The 19,186-nt window shown below is 69.4% G+C and carries 27 protein-coding genes; 15 read left to right on the top strand and 12 right to left on the bottom strand.

Annotation, left to right across the window (positions count from 1 at the left end):
• Positions 1–72: 72 nt before the first annotated feature.
• From V6V47_RS08235 to V6V47_RS08245, 3 genes are read left to right on the top strand one after another with little or no spacing between them, the layout of a single operon-like run.
• A complete protein-coding gene (locus tag V6V47_RS08235; protein WP_334627477.1) occupies positions 73–618 on the top strand; it encodes a hypothetical protein in 546 nt (181 codons plus the stop codon).
• The gene (locus V6V47_RS08240) at positions 615–1,130 is read left to right on the top strand and encodes a thiol-disulfide oxidoreductase DCC family protein (protein WP_334627478.1); all 516 of its coding nucleotides are present in this window, start codon (positions 615–617) and stop codon (positions 1,128–1,130) included. Before V6V47_RS08235 ends, V6V47_RS08240 begins: the two co-directional genes overlap by 4 nt.
• Positions 1,072–1,770 carry a TetR family transcriptional regulator gene (locus V6V47_RS08245; protein WP_334627479.1) on the top strand — a complete coding sequence of 233 codons (699 nt, stop codon included), beginning with the start codon at positions 1,072–1,074 and terminating at the stop codon, positions 1,768–1,770. The genes V6V47_RS08240 and V6V47_RS08245 overlap by 59 nt, the downstream gene beginning before the upstream one ends.
• Before the next feature lie 231 nt (positions 1,771–2,001).
• On the opposite strand, the gene V6V47_RS08250 is transcribed toward V6V47_RS08245, so the two are convergent.
• Entirely contained in the window at positions 2,002–2,664 is a 663-nt protein-coding gene (locus V6V47_RS08250) for a GNAT family N-acetyltransferase (protein WP_334627480.1), read from the bottom strand.
• A 30-nt stretch (positions 2,665–2,694) separates the two neighbouring features.
• On the opposite strand from V6V47_RS08250, the gene V6V47_RS08255 reads away from it, so the two are divergent.
• The 4 genes from V6V47_RS08255 to V6V47_RS08270 all read left to right on the top strand — a co-directional run bounded on the left by V6V47_RS08255 (position 2,695) and on the right by V6V47_RS08270 (position 4,480).
• Positions 2,695–3,114, top strand: a complete 420-nt coding sequence (locus V6V47_RS08255) for a hypothetical protein (RefSeq protein WP_334627481.1) — start codon at positions 2,695–2,697, stop codon at positions 3,112–3,114.
• Between the two features lie 63 nt (positions 3,115–3,177).
• Positions 3,178–3,432: a type II toxin-antitoxin system VapB family antitoxin gene (locus V6V47_RS08260; protein WP_334627482.1), complete on the top strand. Its 255-nt coding sequence runs from the start codon at positions 3,178–3,180 to the stop codon at positions 3,430–3,432.
• On the top strand, positions 3,432–3,851 hold the full coding sequence (locus V6V47_RS08265; protein WP_334627483.1) for a PIN domain nuclease: 420 nt from the start codon (positions 3,432–3,434) through the stop codon (positions 3,849–3,851). The genes V6V47_RS08260 and V6V47_RS08265 overlap by 1 nt, the downstream gene beginning before the upstream one ends.
• A 110-nt stretch (positions 3,852–3,961) precedes the next feature.
• Positions 3,962–4,480 carry a hypothetical protein gene (locus V6V47_RS08270; protein WP_334627484.1) on the top strand — a complete coding sequence of 173 codons (519 nt, stop codon included), beginning with the start codon at positions 3,962–3,964 and terminating at the stop codon, positions 4,478–4,480.
• A 9-nt stretch (positions 4,481–4,489) separates the two neighbouring features.
• Here V6V47_RS08270 and V6V47_RS08275 read toward each other — a convergent pair whose 3' ends face one another.
• Entirely contained in the window at positions 4,490–4,975 is a 486-nt protein-coding gene (locus tag V6V47_RS08275) for a hypothetical protein (RefSeq protein ID WP_334627485.1), read from the bottom strand.
• A 106-nt stretch (positions 4,976–5,081) separates the two neighbouring features.
• Positions 5,082–5,834 carry a Clp protease N-terminal domain-containing protein gene (locus tag V6V47_RS08280; protein WP_334627486.1) on the bottom strand — a complete coding sequence of 251 codons (753 nt, stop codon included), beginning with the start codon at positions 5,832–5,834 and terminating at the stop codon, positions 5,082–5,084.
• A gap of 188 nt (positions 5,835–6,022) precedes the next feature.
• On the opposite strand from V6V47_RS08280, the gene V6V47_RS08285 reads away from it, so the two are divergent.
• On the top strand, positions 6,023–7,606 hold the full coding sequence (locus V6V47_RS08285) for a ricin-type beta-trefoil lectin domain protein (protein WP_334627487.1): 1,584 nt from the start codon (positions 6,023–6,025) through the stop codon (positions 7,604–7,606).
• A gap of 30 nt (positions 7,607–7,636) precedes the next feature.
• Here V6V47_RS08285 and V6V47_RS08290 read toward each other — a convergent pair whose 3' ends face one another.
• Positions 7,637–8,653, bottom strand: a complete 1,017-nt coding sequence (locus V6V47_RS08290; RefSeq protein WP_334627488.1) for a glycosyltransferase — start codon at positions 8,651–8,653, stop codon at positions 7,637–7,639.
• 88 nt (positions 8,654–8,741) lie between these two features.
• Here V6V47_RS08290 and V6V47_RS08295 point away from each other — a divergent pair, with 88 nt between their 5' ends.
• On the top strand, positions 8,742–9,557 hold the full coding sequence (locus V6V47_RS08295; protein ID WP_334627710.1) for a DUF72 domain-containing protein: 816 nt from the start codon (positions 8,742–8,744) through the stop codon (positions 9,555–9,557).
• Here the strand turns inward: V6V47_RS08295 and V6V47_RS08300 are convergent.
• Both V6V47_RS08300 and V6V47_RS08305 read right to left on the bottom strand, forming a co-directional pair.
• The gene (locus V6V47_RS08300) at positions 9,554–11,392 is read right to left on the bottom strand and encodes a glycoside hydrolase family 15 protein (protein WP_334627489.1); all 1,839 of its coding nucleotides are present in this window, start codon (positions 11,390–11,392) and stop codon (positions 9,554–9,556) included. The two genes, V6V47_RS08295 and V6V47_RS08300, sit on opposite strands and share 4 nt — an antisense overlap.
• Positions 11,393–11,502: 110 nt before the next feature.
• Positions 11,503–11,793, bottom strand: coding sequence for a hypothetical protein (locus V6V47_RS08305; protein ID WP_334627490.1), 291 nt, complete (start codon positions 11,791–11,793; stop codon positions 11,503–11,505).
• A gap of 264 nt (positions 11,794–12,057) precedes the next feature.
• Here V6V47_RS08305 and V6V47_RS08310 point away from each other — a divergent pair, with 264 nt between their 5' ends.
• The 3 genes from V6V47_RS08310 (at position 12,058) to V6V47_RS08320 (ending at position 13,515) form a co-directional block, all read left to right on the top strand.
• Entirely contained in the window at positions 12,058–12,480 is a 423-nt protein-coding gene (locus tag V6V47_RS08310; protein WP_334627491.1) for a VOC family protein, read from the top strand.
• Position 12,481: 1 nt separating this feature from the next.
• A complete protein-coding gene (locus V6V47_RS08315) occupies positions 12,482–13,045 on the top strand; it encodes a YdeI/OmpD-associated family protein (RefSeq protein WP_334627492.1) in 564 nt (187 codons plus the stop codon).
• A gap of 71 nt (positions 13,046–13,116) precedes the next feature.
• A complete protein-coding gene (locus V6V47_RS08320; RefSeq protein ID WP_334627493.1) occupies positions 13,117–13,515 on the top strand; it encodes a nuclear transport factor 2 family protein in 399 nt (132 codons plus the stop codon).
• Between the two features lie 51 nt (positions 13,516–13,566).
• On the opposite strand, the gene V6V47_RS08325 is transcribed toward V6V47_RS08320, so the two are convergent.
• Both V6V47_RS08325 and V6V47_RS08330 read right to left on the bottom strand, forming a co-directional pair.
• The gene (locus V6V47_RS08325; protein ID WP_334627494.1) at positions 13,567–14,784 is read right to left on the bottom strand and encodes an FUSC family protein; all 1,218 of its coding nucleotides are present in this window, start codon (positions 14,782–14,784) and stop codon (positions 13,567–13,569) included.
• 54 nt (positions 14,785–14,838) lie between these two features.
• Positions 14,839–15,135, bottom strand: coding sequence for a DUF6582 domain-containing protein (locus V6V47_RS08330; RefSeq protein WP_334627495.1), 297 nt, complete (start codon positions 15,133–15,135; stop codon positions 14,839–14,841).
• A 116-nt stretch (positions 15,136–15,251) separates the two neighbouring features.
• On the opposite strand from V6V47_RS08330, the gene V6V47_RS08335 reads away from it, so the two are divergent.
• The 3 genes from V6V47_RS08335 to V6V47_RS08345 all read left to right on the top strand — a co-directional run bounded on the left by V6V47_RS08335 (position 15,252) and on the right by V6V47_RS08345 (position 16,906).
• Complete coding sequence (locus V6V47_RS08335; RefSeq protein WP_334627496.1) at positions 15,252–15,551, top strand: amphi-Trp domain-containing protein; 300 nt, start codon at positions 15,252–15,254, stop codon at positions 15,549–15,551.
• A gap of 163 nt (positions 15,552–15,714) precedes the next feature.
• Entirely contained in the window at positions 15,715–16,581 is an 867-nt protein-coding gene (locus tag V6V47_RS08340) for an ion transporter (protein WP_334627497.1), read from the top strand.
• 103 nt (positions 16,582–16,684) lie between these two features.
• Complete coding sequence (locus V6V47_RS08345; protein WP_334627498.1) at positions 16,685–16,906, top strand: hypothetical protein; 222 nt, start codon at positions 16,685–16,687, stop codon at positions 16,904–16,906.
• Positions 16,907–17,096: 190 nt separating this feature from the next.
• Here V6V47_RS08345 and V6V47_RS08350 read toward each other — a convergent pair whose 3' ends face one another.
• The 4 genes from V6V47_RS08350 to V6V47_RS08365 all read right to left on the bottom strand — a co-directional run bounded on the left by V6V47_RS08350 (position 17,097) and on the right by V6V47_RS08365 (position 19,178).
• Entirely contained in the window at positions 17,097–17,678 is a 582-nt protein-coding gene (locus V6V47_RS08350; protein ID WP_334627499.1) for a kinase, read from the bottom strand.
• A 172-nt stretch (positions 17,679–17,850) separates the two neighbouring features.
• Positions 17,851–18,255, bottom strand: coding sequence for a hypothetical protein (locus V6V47_RS08355; RefSeq protein ID WP_334627500.1), 405 nt, complete (start codon positions 18,253–18,255; stop codon positions 17,851–17,853).
• A gap of 79 nt (positions 18,256–18,334) precedes the next feature.
• Positions 18,335–18,754, bottom strand: coding sequence for a hypothetical protein (locus tag V6V47_RS08360; protein WP_334627501.1), 420 nt, complete (start codon positions 18,752–18,754; stop codon positions 18,335–18,337).
• Between the two features lie 25 nt (positions 18,755–18,779).
• Positions 18,780–19,178 (bottom strand): hypothetical protein, encoded by a 399-nt coding sequence (locus V6V47_RS08365; RefSeq protein WP_334627502.1) that lies wholly within the window; start codon positions 19,176–19,178, stop codon positions 18,780–18,782.
• Positions 19,179–19,186 lie beyond the last annotated feature (8 nt).

A 19,186-nucleotide genomic window follows, 5' to 3' on the forward strand; every position in this document is an offset into this window, starting at 1 on the left:
ACTTGAACATGTTCAAAGACTGTCCTAAGCTGACGCCGTCGGTAGTTGAACATGTTCAAGAAGGGCGTCCGCATGGACATCAAGGTCTGGATGTACCTGGTCTACCTCGCGGTCAGCATCGGCCTGACCATCTGGGTGGCCCGGGCGTTGTCCCGCAACGGGCTCGTCTTTCTCGAGGAGGTGTTCGCCGACGAGCGGCTGGCCCGAGCGGTGAACAGCCTCCTGGTGGTCGGCTTCTACCTGCTCAACCTCGGCTACGTGACGGTGGCCATGAAGCACCCCGACCCGGTGGGTTCGACCAGCGAGGCGATGGAGGAGCTGTCCCTCAAGATCGGCTTGGTGCTGCTGGTGCTCGGGGCGCTGCACTTCTTCAACGTCTTCGCACTCGGCCGCTATCGCCGGGGCCGGCTCCGTCAGTTCGCCACCCACCCGCCCCTCGCACCGGTCGGCCGGCTGCCCATGCAACCCACGCCGCACGGCCCCTACCCGGCCGCCCCGTACCCGACCAGGCCGCTCCCGCCGACCGGCGCTCCGACCACCACCCAGCCGACCACCACCCCGCCGACCGGGTCGCGGCCGGACGCCGGGCCGACCAACCCGCCGCCGCCGCCCCGATGACCGTCCCACCGACCGACGGCCCCGGCCGGTTCCCGGATCCCGCCGCTCACGGGGGCGGTGGGATCCGGGGGTTCACGGTCCTGTTCGACGCGAACTGCCCGCTCTGCCGTGCCGCCCGCCGATGGCTGTCGACCCGCGCTCAGCTCGTACCCCTGGAGTTCGTGCCGGCCGGCTCGACCGAAGCCCGGCGGCGCTTCCCCGGCCTCAACCACGAGACGACGCTGCGCGACCTGACCGTGGTGGCCGACACCGGCGAGGTGTACGCGGGCGACGGCGCCTGGTTCGCCTGCCTCTGGGCGTTGGCCGACCATCGCTCGACCGCGGATCGGCTGGCTCGGCCGCACCTGCTGCCGCTCGCTCGGCGGGTGGTGGCCACCGCCTCGGCGATCCGGGAGCAGGTCCGCGATCCGGGGGTTGAGCAGGTCGACGAACTGGCGGGATACGGTGACCTCGATGACCGAACAGACTGCGCCGCCGACCAGTGCGGGCGAGCCGACGACCACCCGAGGTGAGCAGACCCGCCTGCTGATCCGGGACACCGCGATGCGGTTGTTCCGGGAGCGCGGTTACGCCCAGACGACCATGCGGGCCATCGCGCAGGAGGCGGGCGTGGCGGTCGGCAACGCCTACTACTACTTCGGCTCGAAGGATCACCTGATCCAGGAGTTCTACGCCCAGTCCCAGGTCGAGCACCACGCTGCCAGCCGGCCGGTGCTCGACCGGGAGGACGCCTTCGGTGCCCGGCTCGCCGGGGTGCTGCACGCGGGCATCGACGTGCTCACCCCGTCGCACAGCTTCGCGGCCACCTTCTTCAAGACGGCGGCGGAACCCACCTCGCCACTCAGCCCCTTCTCCGCGGAGTCCTCCGGCCCGCGCGAGGCGGCGATCGCGCTCTTCGGCGAGGTGCTGACGGGGTCGACCACCAAGGTCGACGCCGAGCTGCGCCCCCAGTTGCCCGAGTTGCTCTGGCTGGCCTACATGGGCGTGATCCTCTACTGGGTGCACGACCGGTCTCCCGGGCAGACCAAGACCCGACAGTTGATCGACGGAGTGGTGCCGCTGATCGACCGGCTGGTGGCGCTGTCCCGGCTGCGGGTGCTCCGCCCGGTGACCCGACAGGTCCTCGACCTCATCCGCACGCTACGTCACTGATTCGGGCCCTCGCGCTTCAGCAACGAACCCCCAGGTCAAGTCCGCTATTCGACACACCGAACCGACAGCTCACACCTTGCCCCGAGCCTCTTCGATACGTAGCGTGATCGCCGCAGGGGGCGGCCCGCCCGCCGCGCGGCCGCTTGCCCGAACGGGGACCTGGGGGGAGACCGCGGACCGTGGATCCGGCCCGGGATCCACGGTCCGCGACCCGTGCACCCGGCGCTCCGCTCAGCGCGGATAGAGCCCGTACGCGCGCCAGCCCCGGTCCGGGAATCCAGCCTCGTCCGCGACCCGGGCCGAGGCGAAGTTGTCCCGCTCGTGCAGGTACGTCGGCACCGCGCCCTCGTCGAGCACCCGCCGCGCCGCCTGCGCCACCAGCCGGCGGGCCAGACCGCGACCACGGGCGGCCGGCACGGTTCCGACGGCCAACTCGTGCCCGTACGCGTCGTGCCGCTTGATTGCCGCGCCGGCCAGGTAGTTTCCGTCGGGGTCGAGGACCACCAGCACCGGCCGATCGAACAGCCGCAGCCACGGCGGCAGGCCGGGGGCGGTCGGCTCGGTCCACTCCCCCACGTCGGGCAGCGGCGCGGGGGCCAGGCTCCACCGGAAGGGGCCGTCGTGCACACAGAAGTCGGGCAGGCCGACAGCCTCGGGTAGCGCCGGCAGCAGTCGGGCCGTGCCGCGTCGGGCCAGCGTACGGATCGCCTCCACCCGGTCCGGCGACACGGAGAGCACGCCGCTCTGCCCGGTATCGACGGCGAGCGCCGGACGCAGTCGACCATCCCACGCCGGCTGGGCTCGTCGGCGCGACGCGACCACGTGCAGCCCCGGCCCGGCCGGCCACTGGCCGAGCCAACTGGCCAGGTGCAGCTGAAGCCGCCGGTCGAGCATGCGCGCACCTCCCCCGTCACCCGGCCCGTCATGATCACAGTACTGTCCGCCGGTGCGCTTACGTCCGAATTGCCGCCCGCGAGCCTCCGCTTGATCGACACGGTGTCGCCGATATCGCGGTATCCCGCCGGCGGTGACGACCCGATGTCGGTGATCTCGAGTCGATCAAGTGTCAACCCGGGAACCAAATGCATCGATCGGCCGTCATACGCATTTCCATACATTGACACCTTTGTTTGGGACGGTAACGTCATGCCGATTCAACCGAACGACCGCTGCCAGCAGGACCCCGACGGGCTCTGGCCCGCAGCGGAGGGCGCTGAGCGGTTCCCGATCCAGCCGCGCTACCGAAGGGCCCGCGCGGGGGGCAGCGTCGATCTCCTGCCGTGGTCCGAGCTGAACAAACTGCCCGTCGGCAGCTCCAGCAGGCACGGCCTGAACACTCGCTGACGCACCAATACAGTGCTGAAGATGGTGCGTCGAAGGCGTTCCGCCTGATGTATCGTCGAGGTCATGACCCGCATCACGGTGGACGTGAACGACGACTGGCTGGACGCGGCACGCGAGGTGCTCGGGACCGACACCAAGGTGGCCACCATCAATGCCGCGCTGCACGCGTTCGCCGTACGTCGGCAGGCCCGCGAGATCGTTGCCGCGTTCGACCAGGTGGAGATGGATTTCGAGGGGTCCGCTGACGCCTGGCGCTTCGGCGGCGGGCGCGACCTGGACCAGCTTGCCGAGCAGGCACGCGACGCAGAGGCTGCCTAATGGCTGGCCAGGTCTACCTTGCGGACACCTCGGTCTACGTTCTGCAGGGCCGCCACGGTTCCGTCCGGCGGCGCTTCGAGACACTGTTGGCCGAAGGGCGGCTCGCCGCCTGCCACATGACCAGCCTGGAATATCTCAACAACGCGCCCCATCCAAAGGGGTACGAGATCCTCTGGCAGGCACTGCACGGACATCGATGGATGGACGTGACGACAGCGGCGATGGACCGCGCCCTGACGGTCCATCGCATACTGGCCGCCGACAGTCAGCACCGTAACTTCCGGCTGCCCGATCTGATCATCGCGGCGACCGCCGAGGAGCATGGCGCGACCGTGCTGCACTATGACGCCGACTACGACCGGATCGCTGCCGTCACCGGGCAACCCACGGAGTGGGTGGCACCGAAGGGCAGCCTTTGAGTTCACCCGGGGACGACACACCGGGGTGGGTCCAGCGCGGGCTTTCGCACACCTGTCGGGTAATTTCTTGTGGTCCGGAATCCCGACCTACGACAGGAGTAGCTCCGCGCATGGGCAAGAAGACGATCCAGGTCTCCGACTTCAGCGGCACGGTTCTGCAGACCGACGACGAGGTGGTCCGCATCGTCGTCCTGGAGCACCCGGACCTGGTCGCGGGGCCCGTGCAGTTGGACGCCACTCCCGACGAGGTGGAGAACATCGACGACGCCGCACTCGACGTGGCGGTGGTCGAGATCCACGACCGACACGGTGGTGGCGAGCCGCGCCGGGTGGTGCTGACCGCCAGCGAGTTCGACGCGATGGCCACCGACGTGCCGATGGCGCAGCTGTTGAAGACCGCCGAGCGGGTCCGACCGCCGAAGGCCCGCAAGAGCCCCGAGAAGATCGACTACGGCACGCTGGAGCACGCGGGCCGGCCGCACCGGGGACGGGTCACCGAGGAGGAGGCCCGGCTCGTCCGCGAGCAGCTCGACGAGGTCAACAAGCGGCTCGCCGACGCGGGCGTACGCCAGATCGACCCGGCCGATCCCGAGCACGCCCTGCGTTACGGCTTTCCCGACGTCTCCTGATCGAGCACGTCAGCAGACCTTCTTCGCCCGGTCGCGGAAGGCGGTCTCGGTGACCGCCTTCCGCTTCGACCCGCCGTCGCCGACGAGGACCTGCTCCGGCCCGAGCCCGGTCACCTCGGCCAGGGTGAAGTGCACGGTCTCGGCGTCGTTCTGTCGGCCGGAGGCGGCGAGTGCATACTCGACATCGGGCTTGAGGGCGACGAGCGACTGCTCGCCGACCGTCCAACCGGATGGTGGCTGCAACAGGGTCACCGCCGTGACCTCCGTGGCACCGCCACGGTCGATCGTCCAGCTCTCGCTCGGGGTGGCGTCGGTGGTGGAGACGCTGATCCGGTCCGCGGTAAAGACGGAGCACTGCGCCAGGACGAGCGCCGGCTGCCCGTCGACGACCCGCAGCGCGCTCACCGGTTTCTCCGCCGGGGAGCATGCGGTGAGCCCCAGCAGAGCAGCGAGCGCCACCAGGGCGCCCGCCACCCGGACACGTGGTTGGGTCATCGCCCACCATCCCTCAGCTCGTCCGCGAGTTTCGCTCGGGACCTGAGACACCGAGGTTAGGTGTGGGCCACCACGTGCGCTTCCCCGTGGACGGATGTACGACTCACTACTGGCCGCCGGTGCCCGTCGTCGGCGGAGCGACCATCTTGAGTACGGCGAGCAGGTCCGCTTCGACGGCCGCCTTCTCCAGACCCAGGTCGGTGAGCACGCCCGTGCCGTCCTCCTGCTCCAGCAGGGCGAGCAGGATGTGCTCGGTGCCGATGTAGTTGTGCCCGAGCCGCAGCGCCTCCCGGAAGGTCAACTCCAGTGCCTTCTTGGCCCGCCCGTCGTACGGGATGAGATCCGGGACCTGGTCGGTCGACTGCGGGAGTGCGGCGGTCGCCGCCTCCCGCACGCCCTCCAGCGACAAGCCCTTGGCGACGAATTCGCGAGCGGCCAACGCCTCCGGCTCGGCCAGCAGGCCCAGCACCAGGTGCTCGGTGCCGATCTCGGCGTGCCCGCTGGCGCGGGCCTCCTCCTGCGAGGCGATCACGACGTTGCGGGCCCGGGGGGTGAACCGGCCGAAGCCGGCGCTCGGGTCGAGTGCCGCCGCCGCTTCGGTCGACACCTTCGGCACGAAGCGCTTCTGCGCGGCCTGCTTGCTGACCCCCATGCTGCGGCCGATGTCGGTCCAGGAGGCGCCCGAGCGCCGGGCCTGGTCGACGAAGTGGCCGATCAGGTGGTCGGCGACCTCACCGAGGTGGTCGGCCGCGATGACCGCGTCGGTGAGTTGGTCGAGGGCATCGGTGTGCACCTTCTTGATCGCCTGGATCAGGTCGTCGAGCTTGACCGTCTGGGAAACGTCGATGGGTTCCGTCATGCGTCAACCATAGGTTGACGCACTGATTTCGTCAACCCTAGGTTGACGATCGGCCGACCGACGTCGACGTTTCCGTTCGATTAACATTGACGATCTGCTATGTCAGGAGAACACTCGGACGTGGCTACGGGCGACCTGCCGACCCGAGCCCTCGACCGATGGACTCCGCCGCCGCGGGAGGACCCAGGATGCGTAGAACAGCTCGTCTCAGTGCCGCGTTGCTGCTGCTCGTGGCGACGACCACGACCGTCGTCGCGACCACCGAGGTGCCGGCGTCGGCACTGGAGAACGGTCTGGCCCGCACCCCGCAACTGGGCTGGAACGACTGGAACAGCTTCGGCTGCAACGTCAACGACGCTCTCATCCGACAGACCGCCGACGTCATGGTGTCGAGCGGAATGGCCGCCGCCGGCTACCAGTACGTCAACATCGACGACTGCTGGTCGACACGCAGCCGCAACGCCAACGGCGACCTGGTCCCCGATCCGCAGAAGTTCCCGAACGGGATCGCCGCGCTCGCGACCTACGTCCACAGCAAGGGTCTGAAGCTCGGCATCTACTCCTCCGCCGGGCTCACCACCTGCGCCGGGTACCCGGCGAGTCTCAACAACGAGCAGCGCGACGCCAACCTGTGGGCGTCCTGGGGCATCGACTACCTGAAGTACGACAACTGCGGCGACACCCAGGGCCGGACCGGCCAGCAGCGGTACACCGCGATGCGGGACGCGCTGGCCCGCTCCGGTCGCCCGATCCTGTACGCGATCTGCAACTGGGGCAACGACGGCGTCGGCTCCTGGGGCCCGGCCACCGGCAACTCCTGGCGCACCACCGGCGACATCGCGGGCAACTGGGGCTCGGTCATGGGCATCCTGGACGCGCAGCCCGGATGGGCCTCGTACGCCCGACCCGGCGCCTGGAACGACCCGGACATGCTCGAGGTCGGCAACGGCCTGACCGACACCGAGTCGCGGGCCCACTTCAGCCTCTGGTCGCTGCTCAACGCGCCGCTGATCGCCGGCAACGACCTCCGCTCGATGAGCGCGGCCACCCGCACGATCCTGACCAACACCGAGGTCATCGCGGTGAACCAGGACTGGGGCGGCCGGCAGGGCAACAAGATCAGCGACAACGGCGACCAGGAGGTCTGGCTCAAGCCGATGGCCAACGGCAGCGCCGCGGTGGTGCTGCTCAATCGGGGCGGCGGCACGGCGACCGTGTCGACCACCGCGTCCGCGCTCGGGCTGGGCAGCGCGTCGAGCTACTCGGTACGGGACCTGTGGGCGCACACCACCGGCACCTCCGGGCCCACGATCAGCGCATCCGTGCCGTCGCACGGCGCGGCGATGTTCATCGTCTCCGGCGGCGGCACCCCACCGCCCGGCGGCGGCACGAGCGTGCTGCGCGGCGTCGGCTCCAACCGCTGCCTCGACGTGCCGAACGGCAACGAGACCGACGGCACGCTGGTGACCATCTGGGACTGCAACGGCGGCGCCAACCAGCGGTGGACACGGACCAGCGCCGGCGAGTTGCGCACCGCCGGCGGCAAGTGCCTCGACGTGTACGACAACCGCACCGCCAACGGCACCGCGGTCGAGGTCTGGACCTGCAACGGACAGACCAACCAACAGTGGCGGCTCAACGGCGACGGCAGCGTCCTCGCAGTCGGGGCCGGCAAGTGTCTCGACGTCCTCGGCAACGCCACCGCCAACGGGTCCACCGTCGCTATCTGGGACTGCAACGGCGGCAACAACCAGAAGTGGGGCACCAGCTGAGCACACCGACTCATCGGTAGCCGGCGCGCGTCAGCGCATCGCGGCGTACTCCGGTAGGCGGCGGGCGACCTCGGCCGGCGCGGGCATCCGGGCGATCTCCTCGGCGATCGTCCGGGCCGCGTCCCGATGCTCGGCGCCCCCGCGCCGCCCCAACAACCTGCTGGTCTGCTCGGCGATCGCCGCCGCGGTCACCTCGCCGGGAAGCAAACGCAGCGCGGCGCCCGCGGCGCTGACCGCGTCGGCATTCGCGAACTGGTCGGCACCCTGGGGCAGGATCACCTGGGGTACGCCGACCGCGAGCGCACCGAGGGTGGTGCCGCTGCCACCGTGGTGCACCACCACGTCGGCGTACGGCAACAGGTCGGCCTGCGGCACCCAGCCCCGCACCGTGACGTGGTCGGGCACCACACCGAGCTGCTCCGGCGGCACCCGCCCGGCGGCGACCACCACGCGGGCGTCCACCATCGCCAACCCCGCGATGGCCGTGGTGAGCAGCTCGGCTGTCCCGAACGCGGTGCCGAGGGTCAGGTAGACCAGCGGCCGGGACGTAGCGTCGCGCACCCCGTCGGGCAGCGCGGCCGGCGTGGAGTACGGGACCGGTCGCAGCTCGATCCGGCGGGCCGTGGCGAGGAAGCCCCGGTCCTGGAGCGAGGGCGGGCAGATGTCGACGTGCGGCCGATCGGGGGCCTCGGTGTTCCGCGTGGGCAGTTCGAGGCCGATACCCTCGGGGAACATCCGGCCGAATCCGTGCCAGACGCCCGGAATGCCGGCACGCTGGGCGGCGAGCGCCGCACCCGGCAGACCCCACTCATGGACCACCAGGTCGGGCCGCAGTCGGGCCAGCTCCGGTTCGAGGTCCTCGGCGTACACCTCGTAGAACGCGTCGCCGGGCCGGAATGGCCGCAGGCCGTTCGCGGCCAGCGGCGCGTGCACCTCCGTGCCGGCGGCGAAGTGCACCTCGTGCCCGGCGTCCCGGGCGGCGACCGCCAGCGGGATCAGCGGATACGTGTGACCGACGGACGCAAGGCTGGCAAACAGCACGCGCATGGCGCTGGACCCTACCGGGAGCCGCGCGTATACCGTGGGGCCCGGTCAAGCGGGAGGGACGTTCATGCGTCTGCACGTGGGATGCGCGATGTGGACCCACAAGTCGTGGCCGGGGCGTTCGCTTCCGCCGCAGGAGCGGCTGCGGCACTACGCCAGTTGGTGCGACGCGGTCGAGGGGAACACGACGTTCTACGCGACGCCGACCAGGGAGACCGCCGCCTCGTGGGCCCGACAGACCGAGCCCGACTTCCGGTTCGTCCTCAAGATGCCCAAAACCATCACGCACGAGCGCCGGCTCACCGACGCCGACGAGCCCCTGCGCGCCTTCCTGGCGGCGATCGAGCCGCTCGGCCCGCGTACGCACGCTCTCTGGATCCAGTTGCCGGGGTCGTTCGCGCCCACCGACGTGCCGACGCTGAGCCGCTTCCTGGGCCAGCTCCCCCGGTCGCACCGGTACGCGGTCGAGGTGCGCCATCCCGCGTTCTTCGACGATCCCCACGCGATCCGGCTCCTCGAGCAGACCCTCACCACCGCGGCAGCCGAGTGGATACCCTTCGACACCACCGCGTTCTTCGCGAACCCGCCGACCAGCGACGCGGAACGGGACGCGTGGACCAAGAAGCCGCGGGTGCCGTTCCGGGCCCGCGCGTTGACCGACCGGCCGATCGTCCGCTATCTCGGCCGCGACGACACCACGCGGACGACCGAGGGATGGCAGCGCTGGATCGACGTCGCCGCCGATTGGCTGCGCGAGGGACGCTCGCCGACGGTGTTCATCCACACGCCGGACAACGCCGACGCGCCCGTGCTCGCCCGGCGCTTCCATGACGAGGTACGCGCCCGCGTTCCCGAGCTTGCGCCACTGCCCGAGCCGATACCGGTGGAGCCGCTGACCCTCTTCTAACGCATGCCTTCGGCGTCGTTGAGGAGTTTGTCGAGGTGGAGCGACGTGTTGATCAGCGCGAGGTGGCTGAACGCCTGCGGGAAGTTGCCGATCTGCTCACCGGTGGGGGCGATCTCCTCGGAATAGAGGCCCAGCGGGTTGCTGTACGTGTGCATCTTCTCCATGGTCAACCGCGCCTCGTCGAGCCGGCCGGCCATCGCGAGGGCATCGACGTACCAGAAGGTGCACATGCTGAAGGTGCCCTCGGTGCCGGCCAGACCGTCCGGCGAGGCGGTCGGGTCGTACCGGTAGACGAGGCTGTCGGAGACCAGTTCGGCGTCCATCGCCCGCAGCGTCGACTCCCACATCGGGTCGGTCGCCGAGATGAAGCCGAGGCTCGGCATCGTGAGCAGCGACGCGTCCAGGATGTCGGTGCGGTAGTGCTGCACGAACGCGCCACGGTCGCGGTGGAAGCCGCGGGCGAAGACCTGCTCGTAGATGGCGTTGCGTTCCTTGGTCCAGCGGACGATGTCACTGGGTCGCCCGCGGCGCTGCGCGATACGGATCGCACGGTCGAGCGCCACCCAGGACATCATCCGGCCGTAGGTGAAGTCCTGCCGGCCCGAGCGGGTCTCCCAGATGCCGTCCTCGGGCTGGTCCCAGTGCTCGCAGAGCCAGTCGACCAGCTGTGCCGTTTTCCGCCAGCCCTCGTAGGGGGCGAGCAGCCCCTCGCGGTCGGCGCGTTCCAACGAGTTGAGCGCTTCGCCGTAGATGTCGAGCTGCAACTGCCCGGCGGCGCCGTTGCCCACCCGTACCGGTGCGGAGCCGCAATACCCCTCCAGGTGACCGAGCACCTCCTCGGGGAGGTCGGATGAGCCGTCGATCCGGTACATGACCTGCAGAGGCGTGTCGCCGTCCTGGGCGTCTCGGATACGCGCGTCGAGCCAGCCCAGATACTTCCGAGCCTCATCGGTGAAGCCCAGGCCGAGCAGCGCGTGCACCGAGAAGGACGCGTCGCGGATCCAGGTGTAGCGGTAGTCCCAGTTCCGCTCCCCACCCACCTGCTCGGGCAGCCCCGCCGTGGGCGCGGCGACCAGGGCGCCGGTCGGGGCGTACGTCATCAGCTTGAGCGTCATGGCCGACCGCTCGACCATCTCACGCCAGCGGCCGGTGTAGCGCGAGCCACCCAGCCACCTGCGCCAATGGTCGCGGGTCTCATCGAGTAGTTCCTGCGCCTCCTCCGTCGTCATCGCGCGGGGCGGGTGCGGGCACTCGGTCTCGATGACCACCCCTGCGGTGTCTCCCTCGTGCAGGGTCAAGACCGCGCTCACGCCCCCCTCATCGCGCCGGATGTCTGGCTGGTCGACGAAGCGTCTCGAATTCTTGAACGGGCTCAGGGTGAGGGCGAGCGTGGCGCTCCGAAAGACGTCGCCCTCCGAGTACACCTCAAGCTCGAACGGATCACGCCCGTAGTTGAACCGGGGCTGGCAGTCCAAGCGGAACCGCATGCTCCCCCGCACCATCCGCACCATCCGCACCAAACGGTGGTGGTCGGTGGCTTGCTCGCCGGTGACGGGCATGAAATCCAACAACTCACCCACGCCATCCACGCTGAGGAAGCGGGTGATCAGGATCGGCGTCTCGGGCAGGTAGAGCTGTTTGCTCGTGTAGTCGACGCCGTCCGGCGAGAACTGGGAAAAGCCGCCCTTACGGCGGTCCAGCAGGGCCCCGAAAATGCTCGGCGAGTCGAAGCGGGGCGCACAGAACCAGTCGACCGTGCCGTTCTTGCTGATCAGTGCCGCGGTCTGCAGATCACCGATCAGACCGTGGTCCCCCACTCTCGGGTAGGTGTTCACGCCGACTCCCGCCTCGTCAGACCGACTGCGGCGACTACCCAGGAGAGGCGCGCATACACGGGGGCGGGGCGGAAGAGCTTTCTCTCCCGCCCCGCCCCCCGCGCTGGGGGTCAGACGGCGCGGAAGGTCAGGTAGCGCCCGGCCGGGTAGGTGCGGAGGGTGCCCACGCCCGTCGCCTGGCCGGTGCAGTTCGACGTCTGGTAGAAGGTGACGTCCCGGAAACCGCTCCAACCGACGTGGCTGTCCGCGGTCCGGGGCACCGCCGCACAACCGGCTGGCGGGGCGGCGTAGTGCCCGACCTGCGTGGCGAAGGTTCCACTGTAGAAGGTCAGGCCGGCGTTCTCCTGCGCCGAGGCGGGCGAGGCCAGGGCGCCGAGCCCAGCGGTCATGATCGCGGACATGGCCAGAACGGCACCGGTCCTGCCTGCTCTTGCTCGCATGTGCAACCTCCAGTGCATCGACAGCAACTGACGTCATCGTTGTCGCACTTTGTTGCCATCGCAAGTACTTCTGGTCGTTAAGGGGACAACCGGAACAGTGACCCCGATCCTGACCACCGCAGACGCGGCTGCAAATTTTTCGTGGGCACCCGTTCATTGCGGAACCGCAGCTTCCACAATCGTCGTTAGCGTGGCCGTAGAAGACATCGACGAGGGAGGACGACCATGGGTCTGCGCGGATTTGCCACCTTGAACTTCTGGGCCGACGACGTGGCGGCAGCCACAGCCTGGTACGCGGAGTTTCTGGGCACCGAGGCCTACTTCCTGCGGCCGGGCCCCGACGGACGCCCGGCCTACACCGAGTTCCGCATCGGCGACTACCAGGGCGAGCTGGGCATCATCGACCGCAGGTACGCGCCGCCCGGCGCCACCGAGCCCGGCGGCGCCGTCATGCACTGGCACGTCGACGACCTCGAGGCCACTGTCGCGCGACTGCTGGCGATGGGCGCCACGGAGTACCAGCCGATCACACCGCACGGCGACGAGGGCTTCATCACGGCGGCGGTGGTCGACCCGTTCGGCAACGTGCTGGGCGTCATGAACAACCCGCACTACCTCGAGATCCTCTCCACGGTGAAGCCCGCCTGACGTGGCCGTGGACGTACTCGACTTCCCCGACGCCACGGCGTGGGAGACTTGGCTCGCCGCGCAGCACGAGGTGCGGAGCGAGGCGTGGCTGCGAATCGCCAAGCGGCACTCCGGGCTCGCCTCGATCGCGATCGCGGACGCTCTCGACGTGGCCCTCTGCTACGGCTGGATCGACGGTCACCGCAAGGGCCTGGACGACGTGTCGTTCCTGCAGCGGTATTCGCGCCGCCGCCCGACGAGTTCGTGGTCGCAGGTCAACGTGGCGAAGGTCGAGGTGCTGACGGCGGCCGGACGGATGCGGCCCGCGGGGCTCGCGGAAGTCGCGGCCGCCAAGGCGGACGGCCGCTGGGAGGCGGCGTACGAGTCACAGCGCACCCACCAGGTGCCGCCCGATCTCACCGCGGCACTGGATGGTGATCCCCGTGCGAACGCCGCCTTCGAGCGGCTCGGCCGCTCCGCCCGCTACGCCGTGATCCTGCCGCTGCTCAAGGCCCGCTCCCCGCAGACGCGCGCGAAGATCCTGGCCCAGGCGGTCGCACGACTGGCAGCTCAGGAGCAGCGGTGAGCCGTCCTGTCAGAAGCCGGTGGTACGAACTGCGCTGACCGGAGACGCGCGGATCAACGGAGGGGACGATCATGGAAACACGGGAGGCTGCTCGGCGCTGGGCCGAGACCTGGACCACCGCCTGGCCGGGTCAGGACGTCGACGCGATCCTCGCGCTGCAACGAGAGGACGGCGACCACTGGGCCTCCCTGTTCCGCCCGTACCGGGGGCGTACCGGTCTCCGGAGTTACCTGGAGGAGTCCTTCGCCGAGGAGTCCCGGCCCGCGCAGGTGTGGTTCGCCGAGCCGCGGGTCGACGGAGATGCCGCAGCCGTGGAGTACTGGGCGGTGATCCACATCAAGGACCAGCCGATGACCATCTCCGGGTGCACGCTGCTGCGCTTCGACGAGGCCGGCCTCGTTGCGGAGGCACGCGACTACTCACACGTCACGGAAGGCGAGCACACCCCGCCGGTCGGCTTGTTCGGGTGACCCCGAGGCGAGCAACGGCCCTCGGGGCGACGGCGCGGCGAGTCCGGCCGTTCAGACCCGCTCGTGCCGCTCCATGGCCCGCCGCACCAGCTCTGCCGCTCTGCCGGCATCCAACCCGCTGGCGATGAGCAGGTCGTGTGCGGCCGTCCGGAACAGCCCGATGGCGATCATCCCCGAATAGCCCAACCGGTGGGTGTGCGGGCGGGTGGGGTCGGGCGGCCGCATCTCGCCCTGTGCGCGTCCGGCCATCTCGACGGCCGCCAGGATCTGCTCGCGCGGCCCCTGCGGCTCCTTACGGGCGCGGATCGTGCACCTCAGGGTCTGCACGCTGGTGGCCAGCAGGTCGATGGCCTCCGGGAGCTCGTCCGGTATCGGTTCATCGTCCTTGAGGGCTGTCGTCAGCAGCCTCGCGATGGACCGGCAGCTGTGCAGGCTGCGCTCCAGTTGCCGGACGGCCCGGGTGTAGAGAGCCAGAGACGGCCGGTCGTGCCAGCGTAACGGCGCCAGGCGCACCACGTCCTGGGCGGCATCGAGCCCCTCGTCCAGCGCGGTCAGCCGGGGGTCGAGGCTGCGCAGCCAGCGGAGGCTCCGCTCGGCTCCACCAAGATCACGGGCGCGCAGCGCGGCAGCCAGGTCGTGCATGGCGGCGATCGCCGGATCGAGCACGGGCTCGGCCAGGCGCCGCACCGTCCGCTGGGGGTGGATGGGCACCAGCAGCAGACCGACCGCCAGCCCGATGAGCCCTCCGACCGCGGCGTCGACGAAGCGCGGGATGGAGAGGTCCCGCACGGGCGGCTCCAGGGTGGCGATGAGCACCGCGGTGCCCCCGGCCTGGGTGAGCAGCGAACCACCGCCCTTGAGCAGGATGGCGACGATGATCGCCAGCACGACGACCACGCCGGTCTGCCAGGGTCCGATGCCGAACAGGGGCATGAGCGCGTCGCCGACGGCGAGGCCGAGAACCACCCCCGCCAACAGTTCGACGGTACGCCGTAGGCGTGACCCCATCGAGGCGGCCACGATGCCGACCGCTGTGGTGGGCGCGAAGACCGGGGCGGAATTGTCCAGGAACTGGTACCCCACGAACCAGGCGAGTCCCGCCGCGATGCCGGCCTGTAGCGCGAGCAGGCCGTACAGGCGTAACCGCCAGGCGCGGGCCCTCAGCGCAGGCTTACCCCACTCCCGCAGTCGCGCGAAAATACGGCCAACCCGTGACCGCCGGTGCGGTGCCGGGTCGACGTCGGCTGCCGGCTCCTGATCAGCGGACACCCGCGCCGGTTACCCGCCGCAGGCGAACTTATCCGACGAGTACGGGTGACCCGCTCAGTGGGCCGGGTTCGGGGTGTGCGGGAGTCGACCCAGTTGGTGCCAGTCGGTCTCCGCGACCTCGACGTCGTAGTGGGCGGCTGCGGCGAGGATGTTTTGAAAGGCCAGCTCTCGGTCCTTGTCGCTGACGCCCTGCACCTGATCGAACCGGGCGATGGCATTACGAACGTGGCCCGCGTCGGTCAACGGCTCCTTGCGCTTGCCGGGAAACGCGAAAACGCTCTCCGGCAGCTCGCGCTTGTCCTTGTCCGACAGGCCGCCGTGCTTCTCGTGGGGCTTCCAGGTCGACTTCATCGCTCACCATTACCCACTCGCCGCCCGTCAGCACCCGCGCCGCAAGATCCATATCATGCGGGCGAGGCGGGCCAAGATCGAACCCACCCTCAAACCGTCCTTTGTGGAGTGCGAGCATGGCCGGCATGGATATCTACGAGGACGCCCGTACGGTGTCGCGCGCCGACCTGGCTGCCTGGCTGCGGCAACTGGCGAACCAGCTGGAGTCTGATGGGCGGATCTTCTACGGCGCCGCCGGCGCGGTGACCGTCGCCGACACGGTGCGGTGCGAGTTGGAGATCGAGCGCGAGAGCGAGACGGAGCTGTCCGTCGAGATCGAGTTCTCCTGGACCGTCCCCGCTCCGGCGAAGGCGGCGGACGACGACGCGGAGACCGAGGAGGACGACGAGGCAGCCGAGGCGACGCCGACGGCGTGACCCCGTACCGACCGGCGGTTGACGGCGGCCACCGAGCGATGGTGGCCGCCGTTCCCGTTCCCTCACCCAGGGCGAATGTTGATCCTTTGTGGCCATCCCGCCCGCTTCCCGAAACCTGGACGCCCTACTGTGCAGCGCGGTACAGGACGGGCCAAGGAGAGTCATGACGAGTGCGGTTCATCGCCGGGGGCACCGCCTGGCCGACATGTGCCAGGACCTGGTGGGCGCGCCCTGGTTCAACCTGGCCAGCTTCGTCGTCATCGTCGTCAACGCGCTGGTGCTGGGTCTCGAGACGTACGACAGGACGGGCCTCGTCTCCGAAGCCCCGCTGCGGACCGTCGAATCCGCGTGCCTGGGCTACTTCGTGCTGGAGTTGGTGGTGCGGTTCGGCGCACACCTCCGAAGCCCGGTCGGCTTCTTCCGGGACCCGTGGAACGTGTTCGACCTGCTCATCGTCGTCGCGCCGCTGGTGCCCGGCGTACGGGAGAACGTGACCATGCTGCGGCTGCTGCGCCTGGTCCGCATCGTCCGCGCGTTCCGCCTCTTTCCCAGCCTGCGGGTCATCCTCGTCGGGATCCGGCGCAGCCTTCCCGGGCTCGGCAGCTTCCTGCTGGTCATGATCCTCGTGCTGTACGGGTACGCGATGGTCGGCTGGATGCTCTTCGGCACCGCCTATCCCGACCGCTTCGGCACCGTCGGGCAGGCGATGCTCACCCTGTTCCTGCTGCTGTCGCTGGACGGCATCACCGATGCGCTCCAGGCCGGCCGGGAGGTCACGGGATGGGCGGTGGTGTTCTACGTCTCGTACATGGTCAGCGCCTGCTACCTGCTCACCAACCTGCTGGTGGGCGTGGTCATGAACGCACTCGACGAGGCCCACCAGGAGGAGCGCGCCGCAGCCGCGCAGGCCGCCGTGCCGGTGCCTCCCGGCGAGCCCAGCGGACCCTCGGTCCACGAGCAACTGGCCCAACTGCGCGCGATCATCACCGACCTGGAACATCGGCTGCCGGAAGCTCATCACGCCGAGTGACGGAACAGTCCCTTATGTACAGTCCTGCGTCGTGATGATCTAATTCATCCGGAAGTCTCACGTTTGGGCGGGGCGACCCGCCCATGAACTCGAGGGAGCGCGCATGACCGTCACCGCCGATTTCAGCAAGCTGGTCGTCAAGGCCTACCAGGAGAAGAGCCTCGCCGAGCTGGTCGACTCCCCGGTGGACGCGCTCACCGGCGTCAGCGCCGGCGACGCCAAGCTGCTCAAGGAGGCGTTCAACATCGTGACCGTCGGCGACCTCGGCCGCAGCCCGTACTTCCGCACCGCTCAGGCCCTGGTCGCTCTGGCCGCCGCCAAGTAATGACGCGCTAGCGCAGAACGCTGCGGGGGCACCCACCGTCGGAACCGACGGTGGGTGCCCCCGTTTGCGGGACGCAGGTCAGCTCTGCCGATGAACCGCAGCAGACCACCCTCGTTGGTGCCGCCATCGCTGAGGTACTCGAAGCCGAGCAGCACGGTCTTCCCGGAAACACGGACCCTCTTCTAAGGGGTTACGGAACGATCGGCGGCACGTCGTCGATGCGCTCGGCCTGAGGTAGCCCAGCGGCCGCCGCGATGACCTCGATGGCGTCCTCCAGTGAGGTGGCCTCCGGAAGGACGAGTTCGCCGGGCCAGCCAAGAACGTCAACCGCGGCATACCAGCCGCTCATGTCCGCGGCCGAGAACTCGCTGGCCTGCGGACGCGTGAGGTGCCGCCGCAGTGTCTCGGGCAGGGACACGTCGAGGTAGCAGAACAGGGATCGACCGCGATGGCCGTCTCGGAGGTTCGTCAGCATGGCCCGGTGGCGGCTGGTGTGCAGGATGCCCTCCAGCACCACGTGGTAGCCGTGGTCGAGGGCGAAACGAACCGTCTGCTCGATCAACGCGGGTGCGGCGCCGCCGGGCTGGTCCCGTTCGCGAAGCACGATCCGGCGGAGGTAGTCCTGCTCGACCAGGGCACACCCCCGACCGTGCCGACGCCGCAACTCCCGCGCGATGCTGCTCTTGCCCGAGCCGGAATTACCGCGGATACAGACGAGGATCGTGTCCGGGGTGCCGGCGAAGACCCGACGCGGCAGCTCACCCTGGGTCATCAGCCGATCCTAGGGTGAGGCACCGTCGGCGGTTGTCAGGAAGCGGGCGGCCGGTGGTGGTCGCGATGTGCGGCTCCCCCGGGGGCCGGGCAGACCTCTGACACGGCGAGGACCGGGTCCGAGCGGACCCGGCCCTCGCCGTCGCTGTCGGGCTACGGCCTCGGATCGTGGATCAGGCGATCCAGGCACCCTCGTTGCAGTTGTACCGATTGCTTCCGGCGTACTCGCAGACCTCGACGTAGATCCACTCTTCTTCCGGGAACATGTTGCTCGACGCGGAGGAGCACTTGCCGTCGTTGGACTGGTCGTAGACCCAGTAGGTGGTCCCCGAGACGGTCGACTCCGCCATGGCGACCACACCACGGCCGTCCGACTCGTTGTCGCAGACCGTGATCTTCTCGACCCCGGGGTAGCCGTTCAGGTCGCCGTCGAAGAACGCTCCGCTGGTGCTGAATCCAGTGCCGCTGAAGGTGTACCACCAGCCCAGGTTGCTGGAGGCGGACGCCTGGGTGCCGGTGCCCAGGACCGCCAGGGCCGCTACCGCCGGGATGATCGCGGCCTTTCGAAGCCATCGCATAGGACTGTCTCCCTCGTTGTTGCCGTCACGCCCGCGCGAAGCCAGTGGCGCAGGCGGGATCTTCTTGTGTCGTACCGCCTCAGCGCGCTGACGTGTACCTGCAGTACGTGACGACATCGCCGGCGTAGTTACACACCTTGATGTTGATGGCGATCGACTCGCTGATGTCCGCTGACGCCGAGGCGCAGTCGGAGTTGGAGCTGGGGTCGCTCACCTTGATGAGTACGGTGCCGTTCGCGGGGTCACCCGCGTTCGGACGGTAGATGTAGCCGCGGACCCCCCAGCCGTCCGCGGCCTGGTCACAGACGGTGAGCCTGTCACCGTCCTCGGTCCAGTTCGCCACGCCACTGCCGTCACTCAGCCAGATCGGCGAGGCCGCCTGTGCCGCGCCGGCGGTCAGGAGGACTCCGGCGGTGGCCGTGGCGACCACGGCGGTGATCCGGTGTCTCCAGGCGCCGCCAACCACCGGGTGGATCATGGCCTTCCGAAGCCGCAGCATGTGACTAGCTCCTCCGTCGTTCACGTCAGGCCCGGGCGAAGCCGACGGCGCAGTTGAGTCTTTCGCTGGACCCCATGTACTCGCAGACCTCGACCTTGACCGGGGTCTCCTCGGCGACCATGTTGTAGGCCATGCTCGTGCAGGCGCCGTCGTTCGACGGATCCTTGATCCAGTCGATGAGGCCGTCGCCGTTGCTGGTGATGCCGTCGAAGTAGAGCCGCCCGATGAGCCCTCGGCCATCGCTCTTGTTGTCGCAGACGGTGATCTTCTCGACGTTCGGGTAGCCGTTCAGGTCAGCGTCGAAGAACACCCCGCCACTCGCGCCGACCGTGTAGAGCCAACCGAGGTTGCTGCTCGCCTGCACCGGCGCGGCGCTACCGAGGATGACCGCCGCCGCGCTGGCGACGGCCAGACCAAACTTCAAAGACCGCT

It is taken from the genome of Micromonospora sp. CPCC 205539, assembly GCF_036906815.1.
Lineage (GTDB): Bacteria > Actinomycetota > Actinomycetes > Mycobacteriales > Micromonosporaceae > Micromonospora.